Source organism: Nitrospira sp. SG-bin1, assembly GCA_002083365.1.
GTDB lineage: Bacteria > Nitrospirota > Nitrospiria > Nitrospirales > Nitrospiraceae > Nitrospira_D.
Genome location: LVWS01000032.1, coordinates 36,376 through 62,554 on the forward strand (window position 1 = coordinate 36,376; position 26,179 = coordinate 62,554).

The window sequence follows — 26,179 nt, forward strand, 5'->3', positions numbered from 1 at the left end:
CCATCAGACCTGCGAAGATTTCCCTGTCGGTGAGCTTGGTCTGGCGATTCCGAGTTTTTTCATCCGCGCTTCGAGCGTGGTCGGGTTAAGACCGAGGATTTTAGCCGCGCCTTTCTCACCGCTCACCCGCCAGTTGGTCTGTTCCAAGACGTCACGGATATGTTGCCGTTCCATTTCTTCGAGCGTCAGCGCCTTGGTCATGCCCACCTTGTTGTCGGACGGCGAGAGCCAGTCGATCGGTTCCAGCTCCGGCCCCTCGCTCAGAATCACGGCACGTTCGATGACATGCTCCAGCTCGCGGATGTTGCCGGGCCACGGATACCGTTGCAGGGCCGTGATCATCCGCTCCGGAATCCGGTCGATTCTCTTGCCGAGGCCGGCGGCACACTTACGGACGAAATACTGCGCCAACAATGGAATGTCCCCGTCACGTTCACGCAAGGAAGGCAGCTGAATCGGAAACACGTTGAGACGGTAATACAGGTCGGGCCGATACAGACCGGTCTTGCACAACTGTTCGAGATTCCGGTTCGTGGCGGCAATGACCCGCACGTTCACCTTGAACGTCTGCGTGCCGCCGACCCGTTCGAACTCGCCTTCCTGCAGGACGCGCAAGAGCTTGGATTGCAGATCCAGCGGGAGCTCGCCGATTTCATCGAGGAAGATGGTTCCCTTATCCGCCACCTCGAAACGACCGACCTTCTTCATCAAGGCGCCGGTGAAGGCTCCTTTTTCATGGCCGAAGAGTTCGCTTTCGATCAAGCCGGCCGGGATCGCCGCGCAATTGACCTTCACCAGCGGTTTGTTTTTGCGCGGACTTAGATTGTGAATCGCGCGCGCGATCAGTTCCTTGCCGGTGCCGGTTTCACCGGTGATGAGTACGGTCGAATCGGTCGGAGCCACTCGTTCGACGTTTTTGAGGACCTTTTTGAGCGAGCTGGATGCCCCGATCAGTTCCTCGAAATTATGGTTCCCTTTGATTTCCTCTTGCAAGTAGACATTCTGCGCCTCCAGCCTGGCCTTCTCCTGCTCCATCAACACCTGCTCGGTGATATCGATGAACATCGTTCTGGTATAGGTGCCGCTGGGGTCCGGCCGTGACCACCATTTCATCCATAGCGGCTTGCCGTTGTCTTTCCGGCGTAACTCCAGCACCACGCCGCTGGTGTCGATTCCCTTCCCGACGGAGGCAAAGGCTTCTCGCAGACGCCGCTGCGCATCAGGAGTATCGGGGACGAAATCGCGGCCGTAGAGGCCTTCGACCTGGTCGGCGGTGATGCCCAGAGATTTCATGGCAGTCCGGTTCACGCGAAGCAGTTTTGAATCCAGCCCTTCATACACGTAGGCGATCGGCGCTTCGTCGAAGAGATCACGCAGCCGTTCCTCGTTTTCTTGCAGCACGCGTTCCATATGCAGCCGTTCCAATTCAGCGCCGGCCCGCGCGCCGAACACTTTAAAGACGGACAGGTCGATGCGTTCAAACGGCATCGGCTTGCGATCCATGACGGCCAGATGCCCCAGAACCTCCCCTCCCGCACTCGTCACCGGAATAGCCAGGTAACTTTCCACGCCAAGGCCTTCGAGATCACTCCGGTGAAGCGGAAACCGGTCGGCGACTTTGTCGAGACAATGATAAATTTCCCCGGCCAACACTGTTTCGCAAGGGGTATGTGCGATGGCATATTCGAAGTTCTCTTTCAGCCGATCGCCCGCCCAGAACGCCAGGGTGCGCACCTTGGTCCGGTCGGCGCAAAACTCCGAGACGAACGCATATTCGACGCCGAGGGCCTTGGCCAGGTTCTTGACCAGTGAGTGAAAAAAGTCCTCCCCCACCGCCGGTGCCGTGCCCTCAAAAATGGCCCGGAGCGTCTGATTGCTCTTCTGCATCGTGTCCTCATACCGCAACCGTTCAAACTCGGCGGCCGCTCGAGTCGCGAAGATCCCGAGGACGGACATCACCAATTCTCGGTCCGGCATCAGGTGGCCATCCATCACGGCCAAATGGCCCAATACGACACCGGAGGTGCTCACGACGGGGACGCCGCAGTAACTCTCCACCCCGATATCCTGAATCAATTGGACATGCGGATAGAGCTCTCTCAACCTGCTGGGGTGGTGCACGCACTGACGAGTCAGCACCGTTTCGCAGGGACCACGCACCGGCACGTCGAAGGGCGGCAGCGGTTGACCTTTGCCCCACCCGGCCTTGGAAACAAATCTGGTGCCGTCTTCGGCGAGATGGGAAATGTAGGCATAGTCGACATGGAGGGCAGTCGCCATGTGTTGTACCAGCGACGCAAAAAAGTCGGCCCCCACTTGAGCCGCCGTGCCTTCCGCGATCACCCGCAACGTTTCTTCCCGCTCCCGAAGCGACGTCTCGATCACCTGACGGTACAACTCCACCCCTGCCCGTTCGCCGAACAGCTTGAACACCTCGATCTCGTCAGTGGTCAGGACCATGGGCTTCACATCCATCGCAACCAAATGGCCAAGCACCTTGCGCGTGGAGTCTTTCAACGGGACGGCGAGATAACTGGAGACGCCCAGGTCCACAAGGTCTCGGTCGCGGGGAAAGAGCTTTTGAACGTCTTGCGCGTAGTGACAGGTTTCGCCCTCGATGACCTTCGTACAGGGCGTGCCGTCGAGACTGTATTCGACCTGATCCATATAGCCGTCGCCCTTCCAAAAGGCGAGCGTGCGGATGCGGGATTCCGGCAGGAGATACCCCACGAACGCGTAGCGGATTCCGAGGGCTCCTGAGACGTGGCGGACCAGTTCCCGGAGAAAGTCCGATCCGGTGGAAGCGACCGTTCCTTCGACGAGCGAACGGAGAAATTCGTCAGCCTTGTAACGAGCTTCCAGTCGTTGTGGATCGTTGAGCACCGTCACGCCATCCCTCACGTCAGCCCAATCGACAGGCAGGATATAGGAGAGAAGACAGCAGAAGCGAGGAAGATTATCACTGGACGGAAAGGCACTGCAACTACGGGAAAACCCGGTTACTCCTCAGTCAGGCGTTTGTATGTGGATAACGGCGCCGCAGCCGAGGCAGCGGGGCTGAAGGAGAGATTCATGTCCGGCGGTGACTGGAGCCGGCGGTGGCCCCAGGATCAGGCGGGAGAATGGGCTGGTCCGGTCCTTCATGAGCAGCTTGGGCAGGACCAGGAAGAACGTCACCATCATGAGGCCTCCGGCGATCAATGGCCACTGCGCGTTGATCACGCCGCTTCCGAGATAGGTGAATGCAAAGGTCGGCGGGGCCATGCCGATGAGTGTCGCCGACGCGAATGCTGAGAGCGAGATGTTTGTCAGCCCTGCTCCATAGCTCACCACGTCGAACGAAAAGATCGGGATCAATCTTGCGAAAAACACCAATCCCATCAATTGGTGATCCGTGCACATCTGGCAGAAGACTGTTTCAACCTTGAGCATTTTGGAAAGGGCGTCGCGACCCAACGCACGCGCGAGCAGAAAACAGCCGATGGCGCCGATTTCCGCACCGATCACGGCATAGAGGGCTCCGTAGAACGGGCCGAAGACAGCCCCCGCCGCAAGATCCAGCGGCACACTCGGGATCGGAGGAATCAGGACGGCGCAGGCCATGCTGCCGATCAACAGCAGCGGAGCCAACGGCCCAGCATCGTGTAACCAGTCCGTCAACACCGTCAGGGAAAGGTACCGGTCATAATCAAAAGAAGACAGCCCCCAATAGATTGCGCTGATGACGATCGCGAGCAGTCCGAGCTTCATCCAACAAATCATACTGCGTGGTGGTTCGTGGACGGTGGTCATTGCCGTGCTCATGGCGAGACCAGTTGAATGGCGTGTCCGTCGGGATCACGGACGATCATTCCCTTTGTGAATCCCACACTGTTGTCAGGCAGCGTGACGGCGCCTGTCGAAATCCACTGTCCCATCCCCCGCACTCGATCGCCGGCTATCTCCACATCCGGCACAACCACGGTCGTCTGCCAATGCCAGAGATCGGTCGGATGCGCATCGGGTGGAAATGGCCGACCTGCCGTCGGCCGTTCATACTCCAAGAACTCCACGCCGGGTGGACCGGTCTTCGAGACCAGGCCGGTCACCAGCACGCGGGCGCCGGGCAAACCATCGAGATGTTCCTGTTCCGTGCCCATGTTCAAGGTGCCGCCCGCGACGGTCAAACCGAGCAGGTCGCGATAGAACTTGAGGCTGTTTTCCGTACTCTTCACTGTGATCGCGGTGTGATCGATACCAAGAAACAAGTCGGTGCCTCCCCTCTTCTTCCACACAGAATGGCCTTTCCCCTCCGGGAACCAGAGCAGTTCGAGGTTGTGACCGTCCGGGTCGCGAAACTTGATCGCCTTGATGCCGGCGGCTGCTTGATTGGATATGGGAATCGTCTGCGGCCTTGGCGAGATCTGGCGAACATGGAGCTTCCGCAATTGTGCCCAGGCTTCGTCCATGTCGCGCACCACGATGGCGATGTGCTGGAACCAGAGATCGTGACTGTAGGAAGGGGCTGGGATGGGCCGGAGATCCGGCGGTGAGATAAACTGCGTGAGTTCAATCTTCTGCTCACCGAGCTGCATTCGGACGACACGCGCCCGCACGCCAAAGGCACCATAGAGTTGATCGTACTTCGGTCCATCCACTTCGACGTCGCTGACTTGCTTGAACGTCAGCACGTCGCGATAGAAGGCGATCGAACGCTCCATATCGGACACGGTGAAGCCGATGGAGGCGATGGATTGGGCGGCGACGGGCGGCTCTGTCGCTACGAGTACTGAGTATTGAGTGCTGAGTGCTGAGAAAAGGACAACGACCTGAATCCACCGTGCTTTGAGAAGTCTGGTCATCAGGCATTCCATTACGCAAGCCTTGAGAGAAGATGGTCTCCCACCCGCAAGGCGTTCGCGATGATCGTCAGTGAAGGATTCACGGCCGAGCTGGAGACGAAGAAGCTCGCATCGACGACGTAGAGATTGTCCAGGTCGTGTGCCTTGCAGTTCACGTCCAACACGCTGGTCTTAGGGTCACGGCCAAAACGGACAGTCCCACATTGATGCGCCGTGCCCGCGATCGGGATTTTCTTCCCGAAGTAGAGGTGCGTCGGCAGGAGATGGTCTTCACAACCCAGACGATTCAGCATGCTCTTGAGCTTGCCCGCGAGCCGCTGATGTGCTTCAAGATTGTTCTCTGTATAGGTCAGTGTGATGCCCCCATCCTTGCCGATGAGCACGCGGTTGTTCGGGTCGGGCAAATCTTCCGACGTCATCCAAAAGTCCAACGAATGTTTCGCAGCGACCTCGAGTGCCGGCCCCGGCGCGAAAGGCGGAGCCCCGAGCCTCAGCATTTCGAAGTCCTGCTTGCCGATCATCGAGATGTGGCCCATCGGATAATTCCAATCGGCGGAGGCATAATAGAAGTCGTTCAAGCCGATGGTCTTTTGGAAAACGGTCGGGTTCGGCCGCTTTGAAATCGCGAGCATGGCTGAATTGTTGTGGCACATGTAGTGACGACCTACCAGGTCGGAGGAATTCGCAAGGCCGTTCGGATGTGTGTCGTTCGCCGACTTGAGCAGCAACGCCGCTGAGTTGATCGCGCCGCACGAGACCACGACGATATCGGCCCGATACGTTTCGACCTGCCCGTTTCGTTCGACGATGACGTCGGTAACTTCGCGGCCTGACGAGTTCGTTTCCAGTCTCCGCACGAGTGCATTGGTCAGCAGTGTGACATTCGGATAGTGCAACGCCGGATCGACACAGACCACCTGAGAGTCGGCTTTGGCATTCATGAGACAAGGAAAGCCATCGCATGTGTTGCAGCGAATGCAGGCGCCTTTCTCAGGCTGCTGCTCGTTGAACATCACCCCGACCGGCAGGTGAAACGGGTGGTATCCGTGTTTCCGCCAGTCATCGTGCAATTGTTGAATGCGAGGCTCGTGGGTCAAGGCCGGATATTTATATGGAGCACTGGCTTTCGGTTCAGTCGGATCTTCGCCTCTATTGCCGTGTACGTGATACAGATGCTCGGCCTGCGTGTAATAGGGTTCCAGGTCGTCGTAGGAGATCGGCCATTCGGGCGAGATCCCGCCATGATGCTTGACCTCGTCGAAGTCCTGCGCTCGCATGCGCAACAGCGCCGCGCCGTAGACCTTCGAATTGCCGCCGACGTTGTAATGGATGCCGGGGTGAAACGTGTTGCCGTTCTTGTCCTTCCACGTTTCCTTGGCCTTGTAGCGGTTCTCGATGAAGACCGTTTTTGAGTTCCAATTGTCCTTCTCACGCGGCAGATAGCCACCACGTTCGAGGAGGAGAATCTTCTTCCCAGACGGCGCGAGCTTATAAGCCAACGTCCCGCCGCCAGGGCCCGTGCCGATAATGATGATGTCGTAATGGGTTGATGTAGGCATCCGAGACCTTTCTGCGCAGAACATAGTCGTCCACGAAGACGAGTTCTTACACAGAGTGGCAGAAGCAGAGATCTAGCAGTCGGAAGCAGCAGAATGCTTCAGCTTGACAGAGCCGACATGTTAAGATGCCTCTCGTAATGAGCGCACGTTCATGCCGACAGTTCTGAGGGTTGGTCCCTATCGGTTCTTTTTCTACGCGGGTGATCGCGATGAACCATCCCATATACACATCGAACGGGAAGACAAGGTGGCGAAGTTTTGGCTTGATCCGGTCCGGTTGCAAGAAAGCGGGGGATTTTCACGTTCGGAAATCAGCCGTGTTTATAAACTTGTGATGGAACATCAGGACAGCCTTCGGGAGGCGTGGGATGACTACTTCGGCGGTTGAGGTCTCGGTGCCAGTGGCTGATTCAGTCACAGTAACGGATGACACACTGACCGTGGAATTGAGCGATGGACGGAGCCTCTCAGTGCCGCTGGCTTGGTTCCCTCGATTGGTCCATGCGACACCGGCAGAACGCAAGAACTGGCGATTGATCGGCCGAGGGCACGGCATTCACTGGAACAAGCTCGACGAGGACATCAGCATCGAAGGCCTCCTTGCCGGCAAACCGTCCGGGGAAAGCCAGGCCTCGTTTAAGAAATGGTTGTCTGCTCGAAGGCCAAGCGGAGCACGAGCTTCTGCTCGACGGGCCAAGACTGGTCGTCACTAGTTCCCCGCTTCAACTTCCTTCTCTCCGACCTCACGTTCTGGAAGCACAACGGCTACTGGTTCTTCGATTCTCCCGAAGTCATAGAGCAGGTGGCACGAGAGGAGTCCATCGACCTGGCCGGCACCAAGATATTCTATTACGAGGTCTATAAACAGGATTCGATGACGCGAAAGAACAATGGTGTCCGATTTTGATACCGCAAGGTGGCTTGTAGAAACGGGAAAATTCAACAATTCAAACCTGGCCCCTTACAGAACCTACTCGATCTACACCCTGGAATAGAAGCGGCTAAGCCCCTATTCCCCTGCATGCAGCGGGTTGACACGGTATTGATTCCTTTTCGCTCTCGTCCCATTGACGGCTTGGACTTTGAGGGCTAGCCTGCGGCTTTGATGAGGCTGCGACATCTTGAACATCTGCAGGTCGATCGCGAGAAGATTCTAAACTATCTTCTTTCTCCTTCGCATCCGGATGGTCAGGCAAAGGCTGTGTTCTTTCGCCGGTTTGGGTTTCGTAGGGATCAATGGGACGTGTTGGCTGAGGCGCTTCGTCGGCATGGCGTGACGCACCCGATCTCAAAAACAGTAGAATCTCCGCATGGGACACGCTATTCTGTTGATGGTGAGATTGAGTCCTCCGACGGGCGTAATCCACGAATTCGATCGGTATGGATAATTGAAGGGGACAGTAGAATCCCACGCTTGATTACGGCTCATCCACTTGAGGGGCCAGAATGATCAAAGAACATGAACGCGTGATTTTGACAAACGACCTGGCGGCAGAAGGCTTGAAAGCCGGTGACGTGGGGACAGTGATCCATGTTCACCAAAGGGGCGAGGCCTTTGAAGTGGAATTTCTCACGCTCCACGGTGAGACTGCAGCGGTTGCCACTGTACCCGCTGCACATGTTCGCCCAGTGACTGAGCGCGACATGACCCATGCCCGTCTGATCAAGCAACCTGCCTAGCTTTCACGTCAAAGCGCTTCGTGCTCACACCTCACTCGGTTAATTCAACAGCCTGGCGGCGCGCGGGTTAGTAGCCGACACCCCTTGTCGTGAGCCGGATGCGGTAGACGGAACTCCCGCCTGTCACGAACAACATGCGGCCGTCTTCGCCCCAAGCGACATTCGAGGTGGGCCGGCCGGTTTCGATGTCACCCAGGTGCGTGCCGTCCGGGGCAAAGACACTGATGCCGCCAGGACGTGCACCGAAGAGGTTTCCGTTCTGGTCCACCTTGAATCCGTCTGGGCCGAAGAACGGGTCCTTGCGCCAGCGGGTGGCATCGAAGAAGATGCGGCCGTTGGTCACGGTTCCGTCGGCCTTCACATCATACGCCAGCCAAGCCGCCCGCTTCGGGTCCACATCGGAGACATACAAGGTCTTTTCATCGGGTGAGAAAGCAATGCCGTTCGGCGCCTTGATGTCCGTGATGAGCAGCGTCAGCGTCCCATCCCGCGAGACACGATAGACGCCCTGCACCGGCGCCTTGTCAGGATCGTCAAAGGCCTTGGGTAATCCGAACGGTGGATCGGTGAAATAAAAATCACCATTTGATGTGAACACAAGATCGTTGGGGCTGTTGATCCGATGGCCATCATAGCGGTCAGCCAGCACGGTCACGGTCCCGTCCGCTTCGAGCCTGGCGATCTGGCGATCCCCATGCCGGCAGAGCACCAGTCGCCCCTTCTCGTCAAAGGTCAAGCCGTTTGATCCCGGCTCCTTTCCGGCAAAAGGCACTGTGCCCGAATAACCGCTTGGTTTCAGAAACGGGGTGATCCCTTTCCCCTCTTTCCACTGATAGACTGTGTTAGCGGGAATGTCCGAGAACAGCAGCGCCCGTTCTTTCTTATCCCACACCGGCCCTTCCACCCAGATAAACCCGTCCGCGATCTTCTCCAGCTTGGCTTCCTTCGGCACCAACGCATTGAAACGTGGATCATGCCGGACGATCGTCGCGACACCGGCCGGCTCTCCCTTTGATGGTTGCGCCCAAGTCGAGGAATAGAGGAGCAGGCCAAGGCATGCAGCCGAAATAATTGTGGCCCATGCTCCGCCGGTCTTCACGGCCTCACCCCTGCCACATTGGTTCTGATGCGATAGATGCTGCTCAACGCGGTCACGTACAGTGTCTTGCCGTCGTCGTCGCCCCAGGCCAGATTATGCGCCTCCTCCGGCGGCGTGATCGTGCCGAGGTGCCTGCCTTCAGGAGAAAGGATCCAGATGCCGCCCGGCCCGCAGACGTAGAGATTGCCCGACTGATCCACCTTCAGCCCGTCCAATGCGGTTTCACCCGGCACGAACGTCATGTCGAAGAAGACACTCCCTCTTCCGAGCGACCCGTCCGGCAGCACCGGATAGCGCATCACGACTTTTTTCTGTTCGTTCCAATTGTCCACGTAAAGATATTGCTCGTCAGGCGAAAAGGCCAACCCGTTCGGCGCATCCAGATCGGAGGCCACCAGTTGCACCGTGCCGTCCGCCACACGATAGACACCGCTGAACGAAAGTTCTTTACGGGAATCATTGAAGCTTTTCGGCAAACCAAACGGCGGATCAGTGAAATACAGCGAGCCGTCCGACTTGTAGACCAGGTCATTGGGACTGTTGAGTTTCTTGTCGTCGTAACGGTCGGCCAGGACGGTGATGTTCCCGCGCGGCTCGACGCGAATGATGCGCCGGTTGCCATGTTGATCAATCGTCAGGCGACCCTGTTTGTCCAGCGTGAGGCCATTGGAGCCTGGCTGATGATACTCGCCGATGTCGAAGCTACTGTAGCCGCTCTTGGTACGAAAGACAGACGCCTCGCCGTCCGCCGTCATGCGATAGATCGTGTTGTCGTTGGGTACACTGAACAGCAGATACCCTTCCGTACCATCCTTGCGCGGCACCCAGACCGGCCCCTCCGTGAACGAAAAACCCGTGGCGAGCTTTTCGAATCGTGCGGACGGCGACACGATCGCATCCAGCGCCGCATCCTTGCGCGCGACAACCCCACCCCATTCCCGCACCTCCTCGAAGCGCGCCTCCCTGTAAAAATCAAGCGACGCTGACCGAACCCAGATGAAGTTGCCCGGTGGATTGGACAGGGGTCCGTTAGCTCCGAGGATGGCCAGTTGAATGTGCTGTCCCGGCGTCACGTTGCGCGCGACGATGATACGGTTTGGCGCGTTGAACCCTTTGATAAGCTGCCCGCCCGTTTGACCCAGCACGAGCGGCAGCCTGCCGTCGACCCAGACCTCCGCATAGTCGTCGATGACCACTTCGAAGACGACGGCCGAGCCGGTGGGATCGAACGAGCCGATCCGCTTCGGAATCGTGACGTTGATCCGATACCAATTGAAGCAGAGCCGGCCAGTCGCTCGCCGTTTCTCCAGCGACGTCGGTTCGATGGCTTCCCATGTCGCATCGTCGAAGTCCGAGACGCCGGCATGCGGCACGAGATCCAGCGTACGGTTGGGCGGCCCACTTGGGCCTAGATCGGTGCCTGGCCAATGATGATCCACCTCGACCACTGTGGCGTCGCTGTACCGCCACTGCCCCTGAACGAGTTGAACTCCCTCCACCGTCATCAGATCCACGATGGCATCGGGCTTCTCGGCGAGGACATCTTTCTGCGCGAAAGCTGCCTGGCTCCAGAGGGTCGCAACCAATACGGCTGCTGATACGACAGCGTGTAACGTCCGTCCACTCATGGCATGCTCGAATCCTTGAACCATCAGCTATCGACAGTCAGCCGGAGCATCGCGAATCCTGTCCGAAAGCTGACGGCCGACGGCTGATCGCTTTTTTACCGAACCTTGACCACGTAATAATTGAACGGGGAAGAAACTTCTTTGAACCAGTGCGGCACGTTGTTCGGAATGATGACGACGTCGCCCGGCACCAGCTTGCGGAGCTCCCCGCCGTCGATAGATTTGCCGCGCAGCTCGTTCGGCGCGATCTCTTTTGTTTCCACGGACCGCCCGCCGGTCACCAGCGTTGCGGTTCCTTCCAGCACGTAGACGATGTCCGTATCGAGCTGGTGAATCTCTGAGAGGCCGGGTTTGTCGCGATGACTGGCATGGACCATATAGTTCCTGGATGCGTGCATCATGCGTTCGTCTTCTCCGATCAGGACTGCCCCCTTGTCGAATGCCGCTTTCACAGCCTTGCTTTCGATGTAGGTCACCGGCAGTGCATGGTCGGTCGCCGCCGACGCAGCCTCCATCGAATCGAGCGATTTGGCGCCGGCAAAAGCCAGTTCCTCATCCTGCTGTGCGCTGGCCGCTCCGCTTACCCCGATGGCTCCGATCACCTTGCCTTCCCATTCAAGCGGAATGCCGCCCTGCAGCGGCGTGAAACTCTGGAGGTCGCCACCGAGCGTGACCATCGACGTCCGGCCACCTTTGATGGCGTCCTCGAAGACCTTGGTGGGCTTCTTGAACAAAGCCGCCGTCCGAGCCTTGCCGATGGAGATATTCGCGCTGGCCGCGAACGATCCGTCCAATCGCTCCATCGCCAGCAAATTGCCGCCTTCATCCACCACGGCAATGGATCCTCCTGGTGCATTGACGCGCTTCGCCTCGGCCACTGTCGCCGCGACGACCTTCTTCGCTCCTTCCAGCGTGAGGCCTTGTTTTTCCGAGACCGAGCCGGCATGGACGGAAGAGGCGAGCAGTCCCATCATGACTGCGGCAACGAGCGGGGTCTTTGACTGTTTCATGTCCTATCTCCTTCTTTAGATCACCGAGCACTCAGCAATCAGCTCTCAGCTCAGCAGAGGTCTCCAAAGCTGAAGGCTGATGACTGATGGCTATTGCTTCGTAAACGACGCCGCGATGGAGGCGCCGGCCATGGCGATGTCTTCGTCCTGTTGAGGCGTCTCGCCACTGACACCGATCGCCCCGATCACTTGTCCCTTCACGATGATCGGCACACCGCCTTGCAACGCGACGGCCCTGTGCAGCGCCAATGCCGACACGCGTCCGTTCTTCACTTGGTCTTCGAATACCTTGCTGGGCCGGCGATAGACGGCTGCGGTTCGGGCCTTATCGATCCCGACATTCACACTGGCGACCTGCGTGTCGTCCAGCCGTTCCAACAACAAGAGGCTGCCTCCGTCATCGACGACGGCGATCACCACCCGCGCCCCTTCGGTCTTTGCCTTCGCCTCGGCTGCAGCCATCACTTGCTTCGCGCCATCGAGCGTCAGTGCGGTCTTTTCGATCAACTGCGCCCCCGCTTCCGTGACAAACGAAGTCAGCCCGATTGTCAGCGCACACAAGAACATCGCCTTCATCGTTTCTCCTTTATCGGGATGGACCAGAGAGCAACAAGCCCCTCCCTGGTCCTACCCGAATGGCTGCGTTACCGACTCATCGCCATGCTGTCGTGCTTCATGCCGCTGTCGGCCTTCATGCCATTACTGCGAGTTTCACCAGAGGCCGTTACGATCGGCTTGGCGAAAGATGCCTCGCCCAGCAACACTTCCGCATAGGCGCACCAGATTTGGACCTTGGCCACGTCGTTGATTTGGACCGGCAAGGTGATGGTCCGGTTCTGCTTGTCGCCTTTGATGACGAGGCGATTCAACAGATACACGTTGCCCTTTGTGTCCACCACCTGCCAATGCGGAGCAGGCGTGTCAGGAATCTTGAAATCCTCCGACCAGGTCAACGTGTCATTGTTGCCGGCGCGGCCATGCGAAGCCGTGCCGCTGTTGGCCTTCACACCCTCGAACTTGCTCGTCGTATGGGCATCGGCCGCGAACCCGTTGGATGCGACGAACAACCCGGTCGCAGCCACCAGGGACATGAAACCCATCTTCAATGCATGCTTGCTCCTCATCACGCCCTCCTTGAATGTTGGTGATTAACTCGTGAGATCCATCGATTTCCGCCATGGATCGTTTGCATGCCCGTCAGTCGAACGGCCGCGTGAGTCCTTACAGACGCGCAAGGAACGCATGGTTCATGGCACAAGCAGCGGAGCATGCGCGGACACCTTGAAGGCATGTCTTCCGAATGACCGACGGCGGCTGATGAATGACACGGCGGTCAAGCCATGTAGCGGCAGTGGAAGATGCAGCGAGTGTTGTTGTGATGGTGCAGTTTGGCGCAGAGGACCCGGTGGATGCCGTTGGCGCGGACATACCATTCCGCCGCCAATAACATTCCGCTGAGCGGAGCGATGAGATAAAGCCAATAGTCGGTCCAGAGACGGGCGGAGAGCGCGGAAGCAAACGTGCGTGCCGGGTTCATGCTCATGCCGGACAGAGGTGCCTCCACGGCGATGTACGTCGCCACGAGTGCTCCCGTGAAGACGCCGGTCCAGCGGTTGAGCGAGGGTCGGTTCGACACGATCAGGACGACGAGCATGAGGCCGAACGAGATCATCACCTCCGCGGCAAACGCGACCGCCGTCCCGCCGGATCCCGGCACCGTGACGACATAGTTGACGGATGGATGCTCGATGGCCAGGCCCAGAATCTGAGCGGCCAGCCACAGTCCGATCGTTCCGCCGATGAATTGCGCGAGGACATACCACAGCGCGTCTCCGCTCGCGATTTTCCTGAGTCGGAAAAACGTCATGGTGACCGCCGGGTTCAGGTGCGCGCCAGAGCGCTTGCCCCAGGGAGAATAGATCAGCGCGATGGCCGTGAGCCCCATGGCGAAGCCGGTCAACATCCGCCTGAGGGTGGGATCAGGGAACAGGTCGTGAAGGGGTGAATGCGGATACTCGAGTGCGGCCGTTACGGCTGCCGCCGACACCATGAAGAGGCCAAGCCCCGCCCCTTCCATGACGTACTCAGGCCAGTGTTTAGACAGTATGTCAGCCGGTGTTGCCATGATCATGCACAGGCTCGGTGGGCTGACCATCGTAACTCTGCTCGGCGGGAGCGGCCGTATCCGGTGGAGCGGCCAATGTTGACGATGTGATAGGAGCGAGGGCTTGGGCGTCTGTGCCTCGGTAGTCCACCAGATCCCCACAGTCTTGGCACCATGACGCCCACCGCCAAGCGCCCAACCGTAATCGGCCCTGGTCATCGACGGTGTCGTGAAATAGGTCCGTCCCTGCTTTTTCGCAACAGCACGCGCAGGACATCATGACCTCTACTCCAACAACCTCCGTTCCGGAACAGACCGAGGCTGTGGCACCCATGTGTCGAGACCCAGCCGCCATTTCAATAGTTCTACTTGCCGACTCAACCACCAACAATTGAGTGTGAATCGCATCTCATGCAACGCCCGGCAGGCATGTTGAATCGACCAGTAGATCCTTGTGTGCATCGGCCGCCTCCTTCTGCCGATGGGTCGCGCAAGGACACATCGTCTTACAACGATCGAAGGCTCCTTTTGTGCCGCCTGCTATCGGAAGTGAAAGGCCGCCCCGGGCGGTGAGTGTAGATGAGCTTATCGTGATGGGCTTTCAAGAACGCGGTAACGCTGTTTGATGGCGGTCACGACTTGTTTGGCTTCTGCTTCATCAAGGCCCGCGCCGAACCGATAGGTCTTGTCACCATGATCGAACGCGATCGTTCCACCGCCGACTCCCCATAATTGGAGGCTGGATGACAGATCGACCGGACTAAACCCGACTGGTCCGCGGCGAAGATCCCGTAATTGAATTAGATTGTACTCCTTGTCGAACCCGAATCCTCCCATGTCACGTCGAATGATGATCGTCTGTCCACGCACGATGACGATCTCCTTCCCCATCACTTGCCACAACCAGGCATAGATGGCGAACAGTCCTCCGACGGTCCAGACCCCGAACCAAGCCAGCATGAAGAATTCTCCATCCGGCGGGGCATCGCCGTGTAAAAACTGGTTCGCGACCATGACTTCAGCCACCGCCCAACCACAGAGCCAAAACGTGAGGAAGAGAATCACGAACCAGCTACGTCGACAAGGCATGACGATCCGAAGGCCTTTGGAAGTATCCGCGATGGTGACTCGAGGGTCAGCTGGTTGTATCTTTGCCATCGGTTTCCCGCGCTGGAGGGTCGCATTATTGCATGGATGAGCGGCGAGTCCCACACAATAGAGCAGCCGGCCCGTCCACGTTGAGCGGCGTTATCCGATAAGACCATCATTCAGCGGCCTCGTCCATCATGGCCCGTTCATGTCGGCGGTATGTCTGGACGGTCATTCCCGCGATACCCCAATTGTCGAGATCGACCTCCTCGATTACCACGAAGGTCTGCGTGGGATTCTTGTTTAACACCCGGACCACCAGGTCCGTGGCTCCTTTGATCAGCGCCTTTTTCTGCGCGCCTGTGATTCCCTCACGTGTCACCTGTATCAGGACGTAGGGCATGATCGTTCTCCTCTTTCCGTTGGACGCTCCCGAGCGCTCGATCGAGCGCTCGGGATTGCGTGATCACCATTTTCCCGCATGGGCTCCGCCGTCGACGTGCAACACTTCACCCGTCACGAACGTGGCGTCGGTCAGATACCGCACGGCATCGACGATCTCCGAGACGTTGCCGATCCGCCGGATCGGATGCAGGGTTTTTAAAAAGTCGTGCGCCTCCGGTTTGTGCATGGGCGTATCAATGACACCGGCTCCGATCGCGTTGAATCGGATGCCGTCGTTGGCGAACTCAATGGCGAGGGCGGCGGTGACCGCATTCAGCCCGCCCTTCGTCAGCACCGGGATCGCGGCCGGCACCGCGGCAACCGGTTGATCCGCCAACGTCGTGGTGATGGTGACGACATGGCCCGCCCCCTGTCGTTTCATCTGACGGACGGCCTCTTGAGTCACATAGAGGAACCCCGCGAGATTGGTCGACACCAGACGCTCAAAATCATCCCGCGTGTAGTCCGTGAACGGCTTGGGGATAAACACCCCCGCGTTGTTGATCAACAGATCCACCGTGCCGAATCGCCGGACCGCGACCTCAACGATTCGACGCGCGGTATCCGCATCGGCAATGTCGCCGTCCACGAGAGCCACGTTCTCCGAGGCGACCAACGTTCCCGCTTGCGTGATGCGTCTCGAGTTGGCCACCACACGATAGCCTTGCTCGAACAACGCGGTTGCGAGGCCCAGTCCGATCCCGCTGGACGCTCCGGTGATGACGGCCGTTTTCTTTCCGTTCATGATGCGACTCCTTTTTATTGAATGGTGAATGTCGTCTCCTGCACCCAAGGTAATGTCTGTACTGGTATAGGGCAATATGCTATCTTTTGGTAAGGAGAGATTGGACTTTCCGTTCGGTAAGTGCCCAACGAAGCATCGGAAGAGGGACACGATGGCCGTCAAACGACGAAAATCCCGGGTGGTGCCCCCTCCGCTGGGCTGTCCGCTTACCGCCTGCATGCAGTTTCTGAAAGGGGCTTGGACGCCGAACGTGATCTGGTATCTGCGAGGTGGGCCCCGTCGGTTCAGCGAATTACTGGCCGATATTCCGGGTGTCTCGCCCAAAGTCTTTTCGGCACGGCTCAAACGGCTGGAACGGGACGGTATTTTGACGCGTCACGTCATGCCCACTTCCCCGCCGACCGTGGAATATGCGTTGACCGACCTGGGCCATGAGCTCACACCCGCGATCGATGCCATCGTGCAGGTGGGACACAAACTCAAACGGCGCGCGAGGTCCTGATGATCGGTCGTGAGGGACAGCCCAGCCGTGAGGCGTGCGATGGCGCGCAGCGACCGGGGAGGGTGCCGTACGGATGGCGCGGCTCAATGAGCCGGAATGGTGGGGCCGATTTTCTCCAGGATGACCTGCTTCACCTGCTTTGCAAAGCGCTTGGAGACTTCCAGGTTTCGCAAGACATGGCCTGACTCCGAGACATTGTAGGTCGCCGGTGGAACCTGCGTGGTGATGGTGGCCTCAAAGACAACGGCGAGCATTTTGCTTGGCTTTCCGGTCTTCCGATCCACCCCATAGGCTTCCTTCAGCGAGACCTTCGGCAACACTTCGACATCGGCGTTCGCCGCTGCATGGGGTTTCAGCAAACCTGAACGACTCCGGCTCTCCTCCACGAGTTTGATGATGGGATCCGTCTCGAATTCACTCCGAATCTGTTCCGCCACCGCTCCTTTTGATCGCTCCGCCTTCTCCATCTGCGCATCCAATACCGGGGGGACGAGGTTGACGTAGATGGGATCGTTCGCGTGCCGTTTCGATGCGCGGGTCGGCGGCTCACGTTGCTCAGCCCGCTTCGCGCTCAGCTGTTCGGCGACCTCTTGGGCGGCAGCCTGACGCTTCGCCATCGGATCGTCGGCATCGTAAATGGTGGTCTTTCCGCTCTGATCGGTTTCATACACGAGCGTCTTGGCGCCATGTTCATCAACGCGATAGACCTTCTTCTCGCCGTTCACATCGGCCGTGTAGTACCCGCCGGAGCAGGCCGAAATCGCGAAGAAGGCAAGAGGGATGCAGGTCGAAACGGTTCTATGCACCAGGCGACGGACATTGGCAGCCATGAGATGTACTCCTTGTTCTCTTACCCAGAGCGGATGAACGCCGGCTCCATCGATGAGGTAAGTGTAGCAGCTCAAATCCCCTGCCTAGGTTCTTGGATATTGTTCCGCGGAAGCTCAAGAAAAAGCCGAACCTACCGACTCTTAAAGAGAGGATGCTCAAGCCGGTTTGGAGGAAGTGTTTGACACTTTCCCCCTTGGCACATAGCGTGGCTCGAACGTATCTTCCTCACCCCTTATCGCAGTGAACCATTTTCGGGAGGTGCGACGTGGAACTCTTTCACTTGACCGTGATCACCGTCACCGTAGCCGCTTGTGTAGCCGGCTACCGCGGACGCGCCGTTCCCGTTTTGACGCGCATCCGTTCCCGCAAGTAGCCATACCTCCCGGTTCAACCTCATGGCTCGAAAACGCGTGGTCATTATAGGGGGCGGGTTCGGAGGCATGACGGCGGCCCGCTTCCTGCGCGAGGCCGAGGTCATCCTGATTGACCGCACCAATCACCATGTCTTTCAGCCCTTGCTCTACCAAGTGGCCACCGCCGCGCTGTCTCCGAGCGACATCGCCTGGCCGTTGCGCACGCTTTTCCGCTCACAGGCCAATGTCCGTGTGGTGATGGATGACGTCGTCGCCATCGATCGGACCGCTCGCGTGGTCCGGCTTCGGGACAGCGCCCCTATTTCCTTTGACGCCTTGATCGTCGCGCCGGGTTCTCGTCACGCCTATTTCGGGCACGATGAGTGGGAGCCGCTGGCTCCCGGCCTCAAGACCATGGCGGACGCGGTGCATTTGCGCGAACGGATGTTACTCGCATTTGAAGAGGCGGAGCGGCAGCGAGCCGAGACCGGCACCCAGGATCGCCTGACCTTCGTGATCGTGGGCGGAGGGCCGACGGGAGTCGAGCTGGCCGGCTCGCTCGTCGAGATCGGCAAAAGGGCCATGGGGCCGGACTATCCTCACTTACGGCTCGACGACCTCTCGATCATTCTCGTGGAGGCTGGTCCTCGCGTTCTGCCCGGATTCGACGCCAAGCTGTCAGCGAAAGCGCTGACGGCCCTGCAGCGCATGGGAGTCACGGTCAAGCTGAACAGCCCCGTGAGTGCGGTCCGCGCGGACGGCGTGATGGTCGGAAGCGAATGGGTTTCCTCGGCCAATGTCATCTGGGCTGCGGGCAACAAAGCCTCGCCTCTCTTGAATACCCTGCAGGTTCCTCAAGATTCCTATGGCCGCGTCAAAGTCGGCGCGGATCTCGCGATTCCGGATGAGCCATGGATCTTCGTGATCGGCGACGCCGCCCATTGTCTTGGCAGTGACGGCAAACCCTTGCCGGGGATCGCTCCGGTGGCCATGCGAGAAGGTCAGTATGCCGCCGGATTGATCAACGAAGGTCTTCAGCCCGATCAACGTTCACCGTTCATGTATAGAGACCGAGGCATGTTGGCGACGATCGGCCGAGCCCAAGCCGTCGCCCAGATCGGTCCGATCCACGCATCCGGGCCCCTGGCCTGGGCGCTCTGGTGCATCGTCCACATTTTCTTCCTCATCGGTCTCAGGAACCGAATACGAGTGATGTCGGAATGGACCTGGTACTACCTCACCTTCAAGCCGGGTGCGAGACTGTTATGTGAACAACCTCCCAGCCAACGCCCGCTGACATCCAAGAGCTCCGTACGTGAAACCGCCGGCGAGGAACGCCCTCCGTTACGCCGTGCGGCGTAACGCCGCACGGCGTCAGGTCAAAACTCCACGTTCTGCATCTCCGGTCATTCGTCGACCACGCTCCCGTCGCAAGCCGCCACACTATCGTTGGATCATGATGGTCTCGCCGTTCCCTATCATGTAGAGCCCCCGGCAACACAAGGCGAATTATGTTAAAACCCACCGTGGGTATCGGCGACGGCAAGCTGCACCTTTCATCGCCGTGACCACGAGCCCCGTACGCTCGGCAGCAAATCAACGGGACAACAGGTTCGCGGAGTACGGCACAAGGTAGAATGTCCGGCAAGCAAGTCGTCATTATCGGAGGCGGGTTCGGAGGTTTAACGGCGGCACGCTGCCTGCGCCGGACCGACGTCACCCTCATCGACCGCACCAATCACCACCTGTTTCAACCTCTCCTTTATCAAGTAGCCACCGCCGCGTTGTCCCCCGGTGATATCGCCTGGCCCCTGCGCACGCTCTTTCGTTCGCAGCACAACGTTCGCGTGATGATGGACGAGGTCGTGGCGATCGACCGGTCGGCTCGACGGGTCCGCCTACGGAACAGTGCGTCGATTCCTTTCGATATCCTGATCGTGGCACCGGGCTCGCGCCATGCCTATTTCGGACACGACGAATGGGAGTCCTTCGCGCCCGGACTCAAGACGATGACCGATGCCGTCCAGCTTCGAGAGAGGATGTTGCTCGCGTTTGAAGAGGCCGAACGACGAAGAGCTTCGACCGGCGCGCATAGTCCGTTGACGTTCGTCATCGTCGGCGGAGGGCCCACCGGGGTTGAATTGGCCGGAGCCCTGGCCGAGCTCGGCAGGAAAGCCATGGGACCGGACTTTCCCCACTTACGCCTTGACGACCTTTCGGTCATGCTCGTGGAAGCCGGTTCGCGTATTCTACCCGGGTTCGATCCGAAGGTGTCGGCAAAGGCTTCCGCCGCTCTCACGCGCATGGGCGTGATGATCAAACTCGGGAGTCCGGTAAGCGCCGTCCAGGTCGACGGTGTGAAGGTTGGAGAGGAATGGATCCCGTCCACCAACGTCATGTGGGCGGCGGGCAATCGGGCGTCTCCCCTCCTGAACACCATCTCGGTTCCACAAGATGTCTATGGTCGGATCAAGGTCCGACCGGATCTGACGATTCCGGACGACCCATGGATCTTCGTGATCGGCGACGCGGCCCATTGCGTGGGAAGCGACGAGAAACCGTTACCGGGAGTGGCGCCGGTCGCGATGCAACAGGGACGGTATGTTGCCGAGCTCATCGATCAAGAGGTCGCTCCGGACCAACGGCCGTCCTTTGTGTATAAAGATCGCGGCATGCTGGCCACGATTGGGCGAGCACAGGCCGTGGCTCAATTCGGCTCAACCCATGCGTCAGGACTCTTTGCGTGGCTGCTCTGGTGCGTCGTTCATATTTTCTTCCTGATCGGCTTCCGGAACCGATTCCGCGTCATGTCGGAATGGGTGTGGTACTACCTGACGTTCAAACCGGGGGCACGACTGATTTTCGAACAAGCCGCTCCCGCCCGCAATATTCCACCGACAGATCAGATGCACCGAGAGAGTTCTTGAAGGCGCCTATCTTGTACGAGAGACCTGTTCCGTCGGACAGGGCGACGTGGCGGAATCTTGGAGTCGGATAAGATCAACTGCCTGTAATCGCCAAAAACTCTGACCTCTTCCCACCATCACACCGAGACTCCAACCTTTGAATGGGCCAGCTCTGACAAGCACCCTCGATCATTGTCAAATAGTTAACGCATAAGATTATCTAGTACACATAAGTCATTGTTGTCTATAGGTTGTATAAGCGTTCATGCGTGGCGAACGCAAGGCAATCTCCTGCCTCTTTCGGTAGGTTTTCCACCTATCCAGGGGAGTAGCTCTCGCATCCTCTCTGTATTACGGTTGCGTTCACCGCCCAGGCTTTTCACAAGAGGAGAGCATATGCCTTCTGGACTCCTATTGAAAATTGGAATCGACTGCATGTTGTCGAAGGGAGGCGACGGGTTGAAAGGGGATGGGTGCATCTATGCCCTCTCCTCCTCCGAGCCTATCGTCCTGCATCCGGAAAAGCTGCGCCCTGGTGACTACGTCAAGCTGCGTCTCTGGTTTCCCGATGAGCAAGCGTATAGCGTGATCGAGTTGGCCGAAGTTCAGTGGGTGAAGAATGAGTGGATCAAAATCGAGCTGCTTCTCGTGTCTCCCAAGGACCAGGAGCGGCTCAGACAATTCGCTGATTCCGAAGGATACCAACTGCCGGCATCACCGAGGATCGGCGATCAGATCATGGTACGTGCGTGAAACCGGTATTCTTGGCCGGACAGCCCTGCAAATAGTGTCAACCACGACACAATCGTTCACTGGGGGTGGATGATGGAAAAACAACCCAATAGGCAAGGGTCCATCCAACAGAACCTTCATGGGAAAGCCTGCCCCTTCTGCGGAGGAGAAACATACCAACTCGTGCTTCGAGCGTCCAGCGCATGTGACGACTCAGGCCTCTTCGTTCGATGCCGTCAATGCGGCCATCCACGAAGCCTGGATGCGGACTTCAAGCGCATCCTGTGGATCTGACCTCGGCAGGTTGACTTGTCCATGAGAAAGGAGACCTCGGCATGCCACTCCCCGAATTGCGAATCCAGTTAGCGCGCACCAGGCAAAAACGAAAGGCCCTTCACATGCTCGCCCTGAGCGGTGTCGTGCGCCCAAGTCATGTCGGGTTACGGTATACGATTCCGTTGTTGAGCGGCGACGATCAACCCGAGACGTCTCGAGAAGCCCCTGCAACGACCTCATCAAATTTTTTACGAAGGCTCTTTGCGATGATGAGGTGGCGCTCACAAGATGAGGGATTACTCAGACGGCGTCGACCAAGCAATGGGTGGCTCAGACTTCGTAAACGTCCATCCACGAGCCTTCACGTGCCACGTTCCTGCTAACAGCATCATCACTCCGCTCTTGTACCGTTCCTAGCCGTGGGCGAAGGCGACGGTTTGTTAAATCTTCCGGAGCGAATCCACCAATCCCGCTAAAAACTTCAAAACCCATTATAAACACTGCGAGAACTGCTCTCGTGGGTAGTACCGTCCTTTACCGTGGGTTCCCCAGTCTATTCCCCCCGAATATCCCCCCGCTCTTTTCGGACAAAGGCAGGCTTCGTAATTGTGCAATAAACAGGTGCTGTTAACCGTCTCGATTTTAATGGGATACAGGTGTATCTTTCAGTGGTTTTAAAAAGGAAAGATTTTGATCGATTTTAGGGCCATGTATCTCCCGGCAAATTTAACCATACTCTTCCTCCCGGAACAGCCATGCTGTGACCGTGTCCCATAAATTTCATCATGACCATTAAAGACTTAATGCCTTCGGAATATCCAGCAGACACATCACCTATGCAGGTTTACTGAACCGTCTACTGCGGGGAGGTGGCCCATGAGGTTTCCCATTGCCACATTGAAAATCGTTGCAGTCTTCACCGCCATATTACTTCTCGTCTTCATAGCAATTGCCGCATCCGTAGGACTTGCGGATTTTTTGGAACAGCAGAAGGATAGGATAACATCGCGCGATACGGCAATCACTCTGTTGGCTGCCTTCCTGTGGGTAGTGCAAATCTTAATTCTACTTGGTGTGTCTCTTGGAATCGTCTGGGTTTGTCGCTGCATTTTCCGCAGTAGAGATCTATTTGGGATGACTCAACAAGCACGATTACTTGGGTTGGGTGTTACCGCTCTGATCTTTCCTGAGGTGCTCTACCAAGTCGTGATAGCACCCGTGTGGGTTTTTGATGAAATATTACGACGAATGCCACTGGACACGCAGAATCCAATTCTGGACTCTGCTTCAGATCCAATACATCTAGCCAACCTTACCAAAGCTCTTTTAACAGGGCTCCAAACATATTTAAGTAAATTTGGTGACTTATTGCGAAGACTACTCGAGTGGCTGAACATATCTGGTCTAATACTCGCATTGGCCTTGTGGTCGTTGGTAGGGCATACGCTAAGCGAGACACCGAGTACCAGCGAGCACGGCCGAGTGATGCGCCTAACCACCTTTTTGCGCGGGCTTGCACCCCCTCAGAAACGAGCGCTCGTGCTCTCTGGTTTGTTTTTGGCTAGTGCCTACCTGAGCATCGCGGCAATGGTTTCAATTCCTTGGCTGCAGCAGAAAGGCTCTGCTTCACCTGTTAGCAATGAACAACTCAAATCAACTCTTGAACGCAATATCATGCTGCTAACAGATTTTGACAGAACGTACCCATCAAAGGTTCTCCCACCAGTAATCGATGGACTTGATGCACTTCAAGCTACAGCAAATGCTCTTCAAGCTGAAATCGAAAGACTAAAATCTAACCAACAGTCTTACTCTAATTACTGGAATGAGTTATTAGACGACGTCCGAGAGCTCACATCTAACTCAGGAATTAGACTCATGGCCGCCAACTTTACACAAGCTTGGGAGGACCTCAGAAGCCAGGCACACGAACACGAGCGGAATTCACTTAATACTGCATTGACCTCCTTTGAGACGAAGACACTTTCCCCGATGTCCGTTCAAGAGAAAGCGGTTTACGTAGAGACCCTTGAGCGATGGTTTAATCGAGGCTTACGAGACTATTACGATAATCTTCGGGACTGTAAGCATAGTGCAGGTATCTGGCAGACGACTGTTCAAACAGAAATCCATAATTCAACTACGGCGCTTCGTCGCGCACTGGAAATGGCCCGAGATTCTAAGAGAATGCAAGATTTTATGAGTCCATCCACTTATATTGTGCCACCACCTACCTCAAGTACCACGGCTATCATGACTCTAACACATCCACGGTTTACCGGATGTACTCCTCCCCCACTTAATACAGCGCGACCTGAACCTCCTGATCCGGGACTTGGCCTGGGTCCGTTTGGTTTAGTCTCTAGTTGGCTCGTTAGGACAAAGTCTCTTGCCTTAGTCCTAATTACCGGCATGCTTGGATTCGGCTTGCTTGGAGCGACGATCTCATCTTTTGTCCGGAGCAAGGAGGGGTCAGTGTTGACCGAGCCAACTCTTGGTGAATTAGGAGGCGTCTTGGTTCGCGGCCTATCGGCCGCCGTGATAGTATACCTAGCTGTCAAGGGAGGTCTGGCTGCCTACGCGGTTGGTGAAACAGAACCCAATGCTTACGTTCTGTTCTTTACCTGCCTGATAGGAGCAACGTTCAGCGAGCGAGTGTGGGATTGGTCTCGGGCTAAGCTGGAAGGCCAGCTTCCAACAGAAGCGTCTTCTCAACAGGTGAGCGTTCCGAACACTTTACCAAGTACACCCAATTCCGTTTCCACATCAGCAAATACGACACTGGAACTTAACCAGAAAGATGCAATAAAAGGAAAGGGTACTGAGACCACAGACTGAGTTTCGGACAAAGCAACTCAAAATATTTGTTTTTGGGCCGACAGTTGGGGACCTTCCTTTGACCATTGACATAGAGGATTTTGATCCCGTGCTGTTTCCATATAGTGGCATATAGGACGCACAGACCGACCTTATGGTTGTGCGGGGATCTAGCAGACAATAGATCCGGGGGTGACGCTCTCGCCCCTCACACTACAACTTACAACTTATTAAATCCCTTAAATCCTCACGGGTTTTTAATATTTTTGTAGAGTTGGATGTGTCCAATGGCCAAGCGTCCGGCTCCCGTTCCCCGTCATCTCGCGATTCATCGCCAGTCGATTAGCCCCGCAACGCACTTCAATCGACACCCCGTCTGGGTCAGTAAGGCGGATATTGTCGCCTATCTCAAGCTCGGTCCGACCGACGCCCAAGCCATCTTCCATAGCGCCACTCGTCGGTGCCATCATCGATGGCGTCGAGAAATCTCTAAATGCCAGCTGCAAACCCCACCTTCCCGGATCTCATTCGGGCCATGCAGGGCCATCCGTCGTGTCCGTCGATTTGGCGGGTATTCCGAGCGGCGATAGAAAAGATTCTTGCCGATCCAAGGGTCACCCAAACATCGAGCGTTCAATGAAGAGTTCGCGAAATATCAATCAGGCGGTGCGCGATGCGCGCCCACTGCACCGTCAATGGCCTCCTGCTTGATGTGCGACAGGCAGCGGCCTAGTTGGGCAGGTCTAGCGAAGTTAGGGCTACTTTCTGGAGAGCGGCCGGAATGTTTCAAAAGAGCATGTGTGCCTCGCGCGGGAGACCTTGACGATCATCGGCGCGTATGCGAAAAATGGTCGCGTACGGACGATTCTGTGAACGCACTCGTCCACGACGCCCTCACCCGGCATTCCCCACCGCCAACGCGGAATGGGTGTTTACAACGACGAGCGACATCCCGTATAAATCGATACCCTCAGGGTGTAACGCCGCGTACAGGACTTTCTCGGCGAGATATTCACTCCGCTTCCGAAAGGCGAATGCTGAAACCCGCGTAAGTATGTGAAAGATCAGTGTGGAGAGGTGGCCGAGTGGCCGAAGGCAGCGGTTTGCTAAACCGCCGTAGGGACAAAATCTCTACCGAGGGTTCAAATCCCTCCCTCTCCGCCACCGTCGTCTACCGCGAATAACCCGTAAGCCTTAAGATGCAGGAAGCGGATGGACGCACCGCGAGACACGGAGCATTCATCCGCTTTCAGTCGTTCAGTTGTACGGGATTTAGGCACAAAAAAAGCCACGAGCGACTCCCCATGCGAAAGTGTCTTCCGCTATAGGGCGTCCACACCGTGGCCGCTTCGATTGCTGGCGTCTCTCCTACCCCCGGTAGGATCGTGACCTCACCGAGGCCACCGGCTCACGCAACTTCTACCTCCTCAGTCCGGCCCGAGGCACCGCCCCGGGCTTCCTCCTGATTCGGTTCCTTGGCTGATCGAGAACTCGATCAACCGAGAAGACTTATATACCAGCCGCGAGAAAAAGGAAACAGGAGAATTATATGATTCATAGCAG

21 protein-coding genes, 1 tRNA gene and 2 pseudogenes are annotated in these 26,179 nt (G+C 57.2%); 9 read left to right on the plus strand and 15 right to left on the minus strand.

From position 1 onward, the window contains the following. Positions 1 to 3 precede the first annotated feature (3 nt). From A4E19_03090 to A4E19_03105, 4 genes are all read right to left on the minus strand, one after another. Positions 4 to 1,887, minus strand: a complete 1,884-nt coding sequence (locus tag A4E19_03090) for a Fis family transcriptional regulator (protein OQW33631.1) — start codon at positions 1,885 to 1,887, stop codon at positions 4 to 6. A gap of 1,119 nt (positions 1,888 to 3,006) precedes the next feature. Continuing rightward, on the minus strand, positions 3,007 to 3,792 hold the full coding sequence (locus A4E19_03095) for a hypothetical protein (GenBank protein OQW33408.1): 786 nt from the start codon (positions 3,790 to 3,792) through the stop codon (positions 3,007 to 3,009). Between the two features lie 8 nt (positions 3,793 to 3,800). After that, positions 3,801 to 4,841 carry a hypothetical protein gene (locus A4E19_03100; protein OQW33409.1) on the minus strand — a complete coding sequence of 347 codons (1,041 nt, stop codon included), beginning with the start codon at positions 4,839 to 4,841 and terminating at the stop codon, positions 3,801 to 3,803. Positions 4,842 to 4,852: 11 nt separating this feature from the next. Beyond that, positions 4,853 to 6,400 (minus strand): dehydrogenase, encoded by a 1,548-nt coding sequence (locus tag A4E19_03105; GenBank protein OQW33410.1) that lies wholly within the window; start codon positions 6,398 to 6,400, stop codon positions 4,853 to 4,855. A 151-nt stretch (positions 6,401 to 6,551) separates the two neighbouring features. Between A4E19_03105 and A4E19_03110 the strand changes: the two genes are divergently transcribed. From A4E19_03110 to A4E19_03120, 3 genes are all read left to right on the plus strand, one after another. Then, complete coding sequence (locus A4E19_03110) at positions 6,552 to 6,788, plus strand: hypothetical protein (GenBank protein OQW33411.1); 237 nt, start codon at positions 6,552 to 6,554, stop codon at positions 6,786 to 6,788. 255 nt (positions 6,789 to 7,043) lie between these two features. Beyond that, positions 7,044 to 7,307: a hypothetical protein gene (locus A4E19_03115; GenBank protein OQW33412.1), complete on the plus strand. Its 264-nt coding sequence runs from the start codon at positions 7,044 to 7,046 to the stop codon at positions 7,305 to 7,307. 539 nt (positions 7,308 to 7,846) lie between these two features. Then, complete coding sequence (locus A4E19_03120; protein ID OQW33413.1) at positions 7,847 to 8,080, plus strand: hypothetical protein; 234 nt, start codon at positions 7,847 to 7,849, stop codon at positions 8,078 to 8,080. A gap of 67 nt (positions 8,081 to 8,147) precedes the next feature. On the opposite strand, the gene A4E19_03125 is transcribed toward A4E19_03120, so the two are convergent. The 9 genes and pseudogenes from A4E19_03125 to A4E19_03165 form a co-directional block, all read right to left on the minus strand. Continuing rightward, the gene (locus tag A4E19_03125) at positions 8,148 to 9,152 is read right to left on the minus strand and encodes a gluconolactonase (protein OQW33632.1); all 1,005 of its coding nucleotides are present in this window, start codon (positions 9,150 to 9,152) and stop codon (positions 8,148 to 8,150) included. Positions 9,153 to 9,175: 23 nt separating this feature from the next. Continuing rightward, entirely contained in the window at positions 9,176 to 10,123 is a 948-nt protein-coding gene (locus tag A4E19_03130; GenBank protein ID OQW33633.1) for a hypothetical protein, read from the minus strand. Between the two features lie 1,214 nt (positions 10,124 to 11,337). Beyond that, positions 11,338 to 11,781 (minus strand): annotated as a pseudogene (locus tag A4E19_03135) (hypothetical protein). A gap of 126 nt (positions 11,782 to 11,907) precedes the next feature. Then, positions 11,908 to 12,279, minus strand: a complete 372-nt coding sequence (locus A4E19_03140; GenBank protein ID OQW33634.1) for a hypothetical protein — start codon at positions 12,277 to 12,279, stop codon at positions 11,908 to 11,910. Between the two features lie 182 nt (positions 12,280 to 12,461). Continuing rightward, positions 12,462 to 12,941 carry a hypothetical protein gene (locus A4E19_03145; protein ID OQW33414.1) on the minus strand — a complete coding sequence of 160 codons (480 nt, stop codon included), beginning with the start codon at positions 12,939 to 12,941 and terminating at the stop codon, positions 12,462 to 12,464. 209 nt (positions 12,942 to 13,150) lie between these two features. Beyond that, a complete protein-coding gene (locus A4E19_03150; protein ID OQW33415.1) occupies positions 13,151 to 13,894 on the minus strand; it encodes a hypothetical protein in 744 nt (247 codons plus the stop codon). A gap of 612 nt (positions 13,895 to 14,506) precedes the next feature. After that, a complete protein-coding gene (locus A4E19_03155) occupies positions 14,507 to 15,079 on the minus strand; it encodes a hypothetical protein (protein ID OQW33416.1) in 573 nt (190 codons plus the stop codon). A gap of 106 nt (positions 15,080 to 15,185) precedes the next feature. Then, positions 15,186 to 15,413 (minus strand): 4-oxalocrotonate tautomerase, encoded by a 228-nt coding sequence (locus tag A4E19_03160; protein ID OQW33417.1) that lies wholly within the window; start codon positions 15,411 to 15,413, stop codon positions 15,186 to 15,188. Between the two features lie 63 nt (positions 15,414 to 15,476). Further along, positions 15,477 to 16,199 (minus strand): 3-oxoacyl-ACP reductase, encoded by a 723-nt coding sequence (locus A4E19_03165; GenBank protein ID OQW33418.1) that lies wholly within the window; start codon positions 16,197 to 16,199, stop codon positions 15,477 to 15,479. A gap of 151 nt (positions 16,200 to 16,350) precedes the next feature. Between A4E19_03165 and A4E19_03170 the strand changes: the two genes are divergently transcribed. After that, the gene (locus tag A4E19_03170; protein OQW33419.1) at positions 16,351 to 16,701 is read left to right on the plus strand and encodes an HxlR family transcriptional regulator; all 351 of its coding nucleotides are present in this window, start codon (positions 16,351 to 16,353) and stop codon (positions 16,699 to 16,701) included. An 83-nt stretch (positions 16,702 to 16,784) separates the two neighbouring features. Here the strand turns inward: A4E19_03170 and A4E19_03175 are convergent, their stop codons facing one another. Further along, the gene (locus tag A4E19_03175) at positions 16,785 to 17,531 is read right to left on the minus strand and encodes a hypothetical protein (protein ID OQW33420.1); all 747 of its coding nucleotides are present in this window, start codon (positions 17,529 to 17,531) and stop codon (positions 16,785 to 16,787) included. A gap of 396 nt (positions 17,532 to 17,927) precedes the next feature. Here A4E19_03175 and A4E19_03180 point away from each other — a divergent pair. The 4 genes and pseudogenes from A4E19_03180 (at position 17,928) to A4E19_03195 (ending at position 24,637) form a co-directional block, all read left to right on the plus strand. Then, a pseudogene (locus A4E19_03180) lies at positions 17,928 to 19,160 on the plus strand (pyridine nucleotide-disulfide oxidoreductase). A gap of 362 nt (positions 19,161 to 19,522) precedes the next feature. Then, entirely contained in the window at positions 19,523 to 20,812 is a 1,290-nt protein-coding gene (locus tag A4E19_03185) for a pyridine nucleotide-disulfide oxidoreductase (GenBank protein OQW33421.1), read from the plus strand. Positions 20,813 to 21,187: 375 nt separating this feature from the next. Beyond that, positions 21,188 to 21,544 carry a hypothetical protein gene (locus A4E19_03190; protein OQW33422.1) on the plus strand — a complete coding sequence of 119 codons (357 nt, stop codon included), beginning with the start codon at positions 21,188 to 21,190 and terminating at the stop codon, positions 21,542 to 21,544. 1,131 nt (positions 21,545 to 22,675) lie between these two features. Next, positions 22,676 to 24,637, plus strand: coding sequence for a hypothetical protein (locus A4E19_03195; GenBank protein ID OQW33423.1), 1,962 nt, complete (start codon positions 22,676 to 22,678; stop codon positions 24,635 to 24,637). A 236-nt stretch (positions 24,638 to 24,873) separates the two neighbouring features. Here A4E19_03195 and A4E19_03200 read toward each other — a convergent pair whose 3' ends face one another. After that, positions 24,874 to 25,062 (minus strand): hypothetical protein, encoded by a 189-nt coding sequence (locus tag A4E19_03200; GenBank protein ID OQW33424.1) that lies wholly within the window; start codon positions 25,060 to 25,062, stop codon positions 24,874 to 24,876. Between the two features lie 625 nt (positions 25,063 to 25,687). Between A4E19_03200 and A4E19_03205 the strand changes: the two genes are divergently transcribed. Then, a tRNA-Ser gene (locus A4E19_03205) sits at positions 25,688 to 25,780 on the plus strand. Positions 25,781 to 26,179 lie beyond the last annotated feature (399 nt).

Excerpts from the sequence above, each read along its gene's own strand:
- A4E19_03200 (OQW33424.1), bottom strand. The coding sequence starts at position 25,062 with ATGGAAGATGGCTTGGGCGTCGGTCGGACCGAGCTTGAGATAGGCGAC.
- A4E19_03120 (OQW33413.1), top strand. The coding sequence starts at position 7,847 with ATGATCAAAGAACATGAACGCGTGATTTTGACAAACGACCTGGCGGCA.
- A4E19_03175 (OQW33420.1), bottom strand. The coding sequence starts at position 17,531 with ATGGCTGCCAATGTCCGTCGCCTGGTGCATAGAACCGTTTCGACCTGC.
- A4E19_03140 (OQW33634.1), bottom strand. The coding sequence starts at position 12,279 with ATGGCTGCAGCCGAGGCGAAGGCAAAGACCGAAGGGGCGCGGGTGGTG.
- A4E19_03170 (OQW33419.1), top strand. The coding sequence starts at position 16,351 with ATGGCCGTCAAACGACGAAAATCCCGGGTGGTGCCCCCTCCGCTGGGC.
- A4E19_03110 (OQW33411.1), top strand. The coding sequence starts at position 6,552 with ATGCCGACAGTTCTGAGGGTTGGTCCCTATCGGTTCTTTTTCTACGCG.
- A4E19_03185 (OQW33421.1), top strand. The coding sequence starts at position 19,523 with ATGTCCGGCAAGCAAGTCGTCATTATCGGAGGCGGGTTCGGAGGTTTA.
- A4E19_03155 (OQW33416.1), bottom strand. The coding sequence starts at position 15,079 with ATGGCAAAGATACAACCAGCTGACCCTCGAGTCACCATCGCGGATACT.
- A4E19_03160 (OQW33417.1), bottom strand. The coding sequence starts at position 15,413 with ATGCCCTACGTCCTGATACAGGTGACACGTGAGGGAATCACAGGCGCG.
- A4E19_03100 (OQW33409.1), bottom strand. The coding sequence starts at position 4,841 with ATGACCAGACTTCTCAAAGCACGGTGGATTCAGGTCGTTGTCCTTTTC.
- A4E19_03195 (OQW33423.1), top strand. The coding sequence starts at position 22,676 with ATGAGGTTTCCCATTGCCACATTGAAAATCGTTGCAGTCTTCACCGCC.
- A4E19_03145 (OQW33414.1), bottom strand. The coding sequence starts at position 12,941 with ATGAGGAGCAAGCATGCATTGAAGATGGGTTTCATGTCCCTGGTGGCT.
- A4E19_03115 (OQW33412.1), top strand. The coding sequence starts at position 7,044 with ATGGTTGTCTGCTCGAAGGCCAAGCGGAGCACGAGCTTCTGCTCGACG.
- A4E19_03150 (OQW33415.1), bottom strand. The coding sequence starts at position 13,894 with ATGGAAGGGGCGGGGCTTGGCCTCTTCATGGTGTCGGCGGCAGCCGTA.
- A4E19_03090 (OQW33631.1), bottom strand. The coding sequence starts at position 1,887 with ATGCAGAAGAGCAATCAGACGCTCCGGGCCATTTTTGAGGGCACGGCA.
- A4E19_03105 (OQW33410.1), bottom strand. The coding sequence starts at position 6,400 with ATGCCTACATCAACCCATTACGACATCATCATTATCGGCACGGGCCCT.
- A4E19_03095 (OQW33408.1), bottom strand. The coding sequence starts at position 3,792 with ATGACCACCGTCCACGAACCACCACGCAGTATGATTTGTTGGATGAAG.
- A4E19_03190 (OQW33422.1), top strand. The coding sequence starts at position 21,188 with ATGCCTTCTGGACTCCTATTGAAAATTGGAATCGACTGCATGTTGTCG.
- A4E19_03165 (OQW33418.1), bottom strand. The coding sequence starts at position 16,199 with ATGAACGGAAAGAAAACGGCCGTCATCACCGGAGCGTCCAGCGGGATC.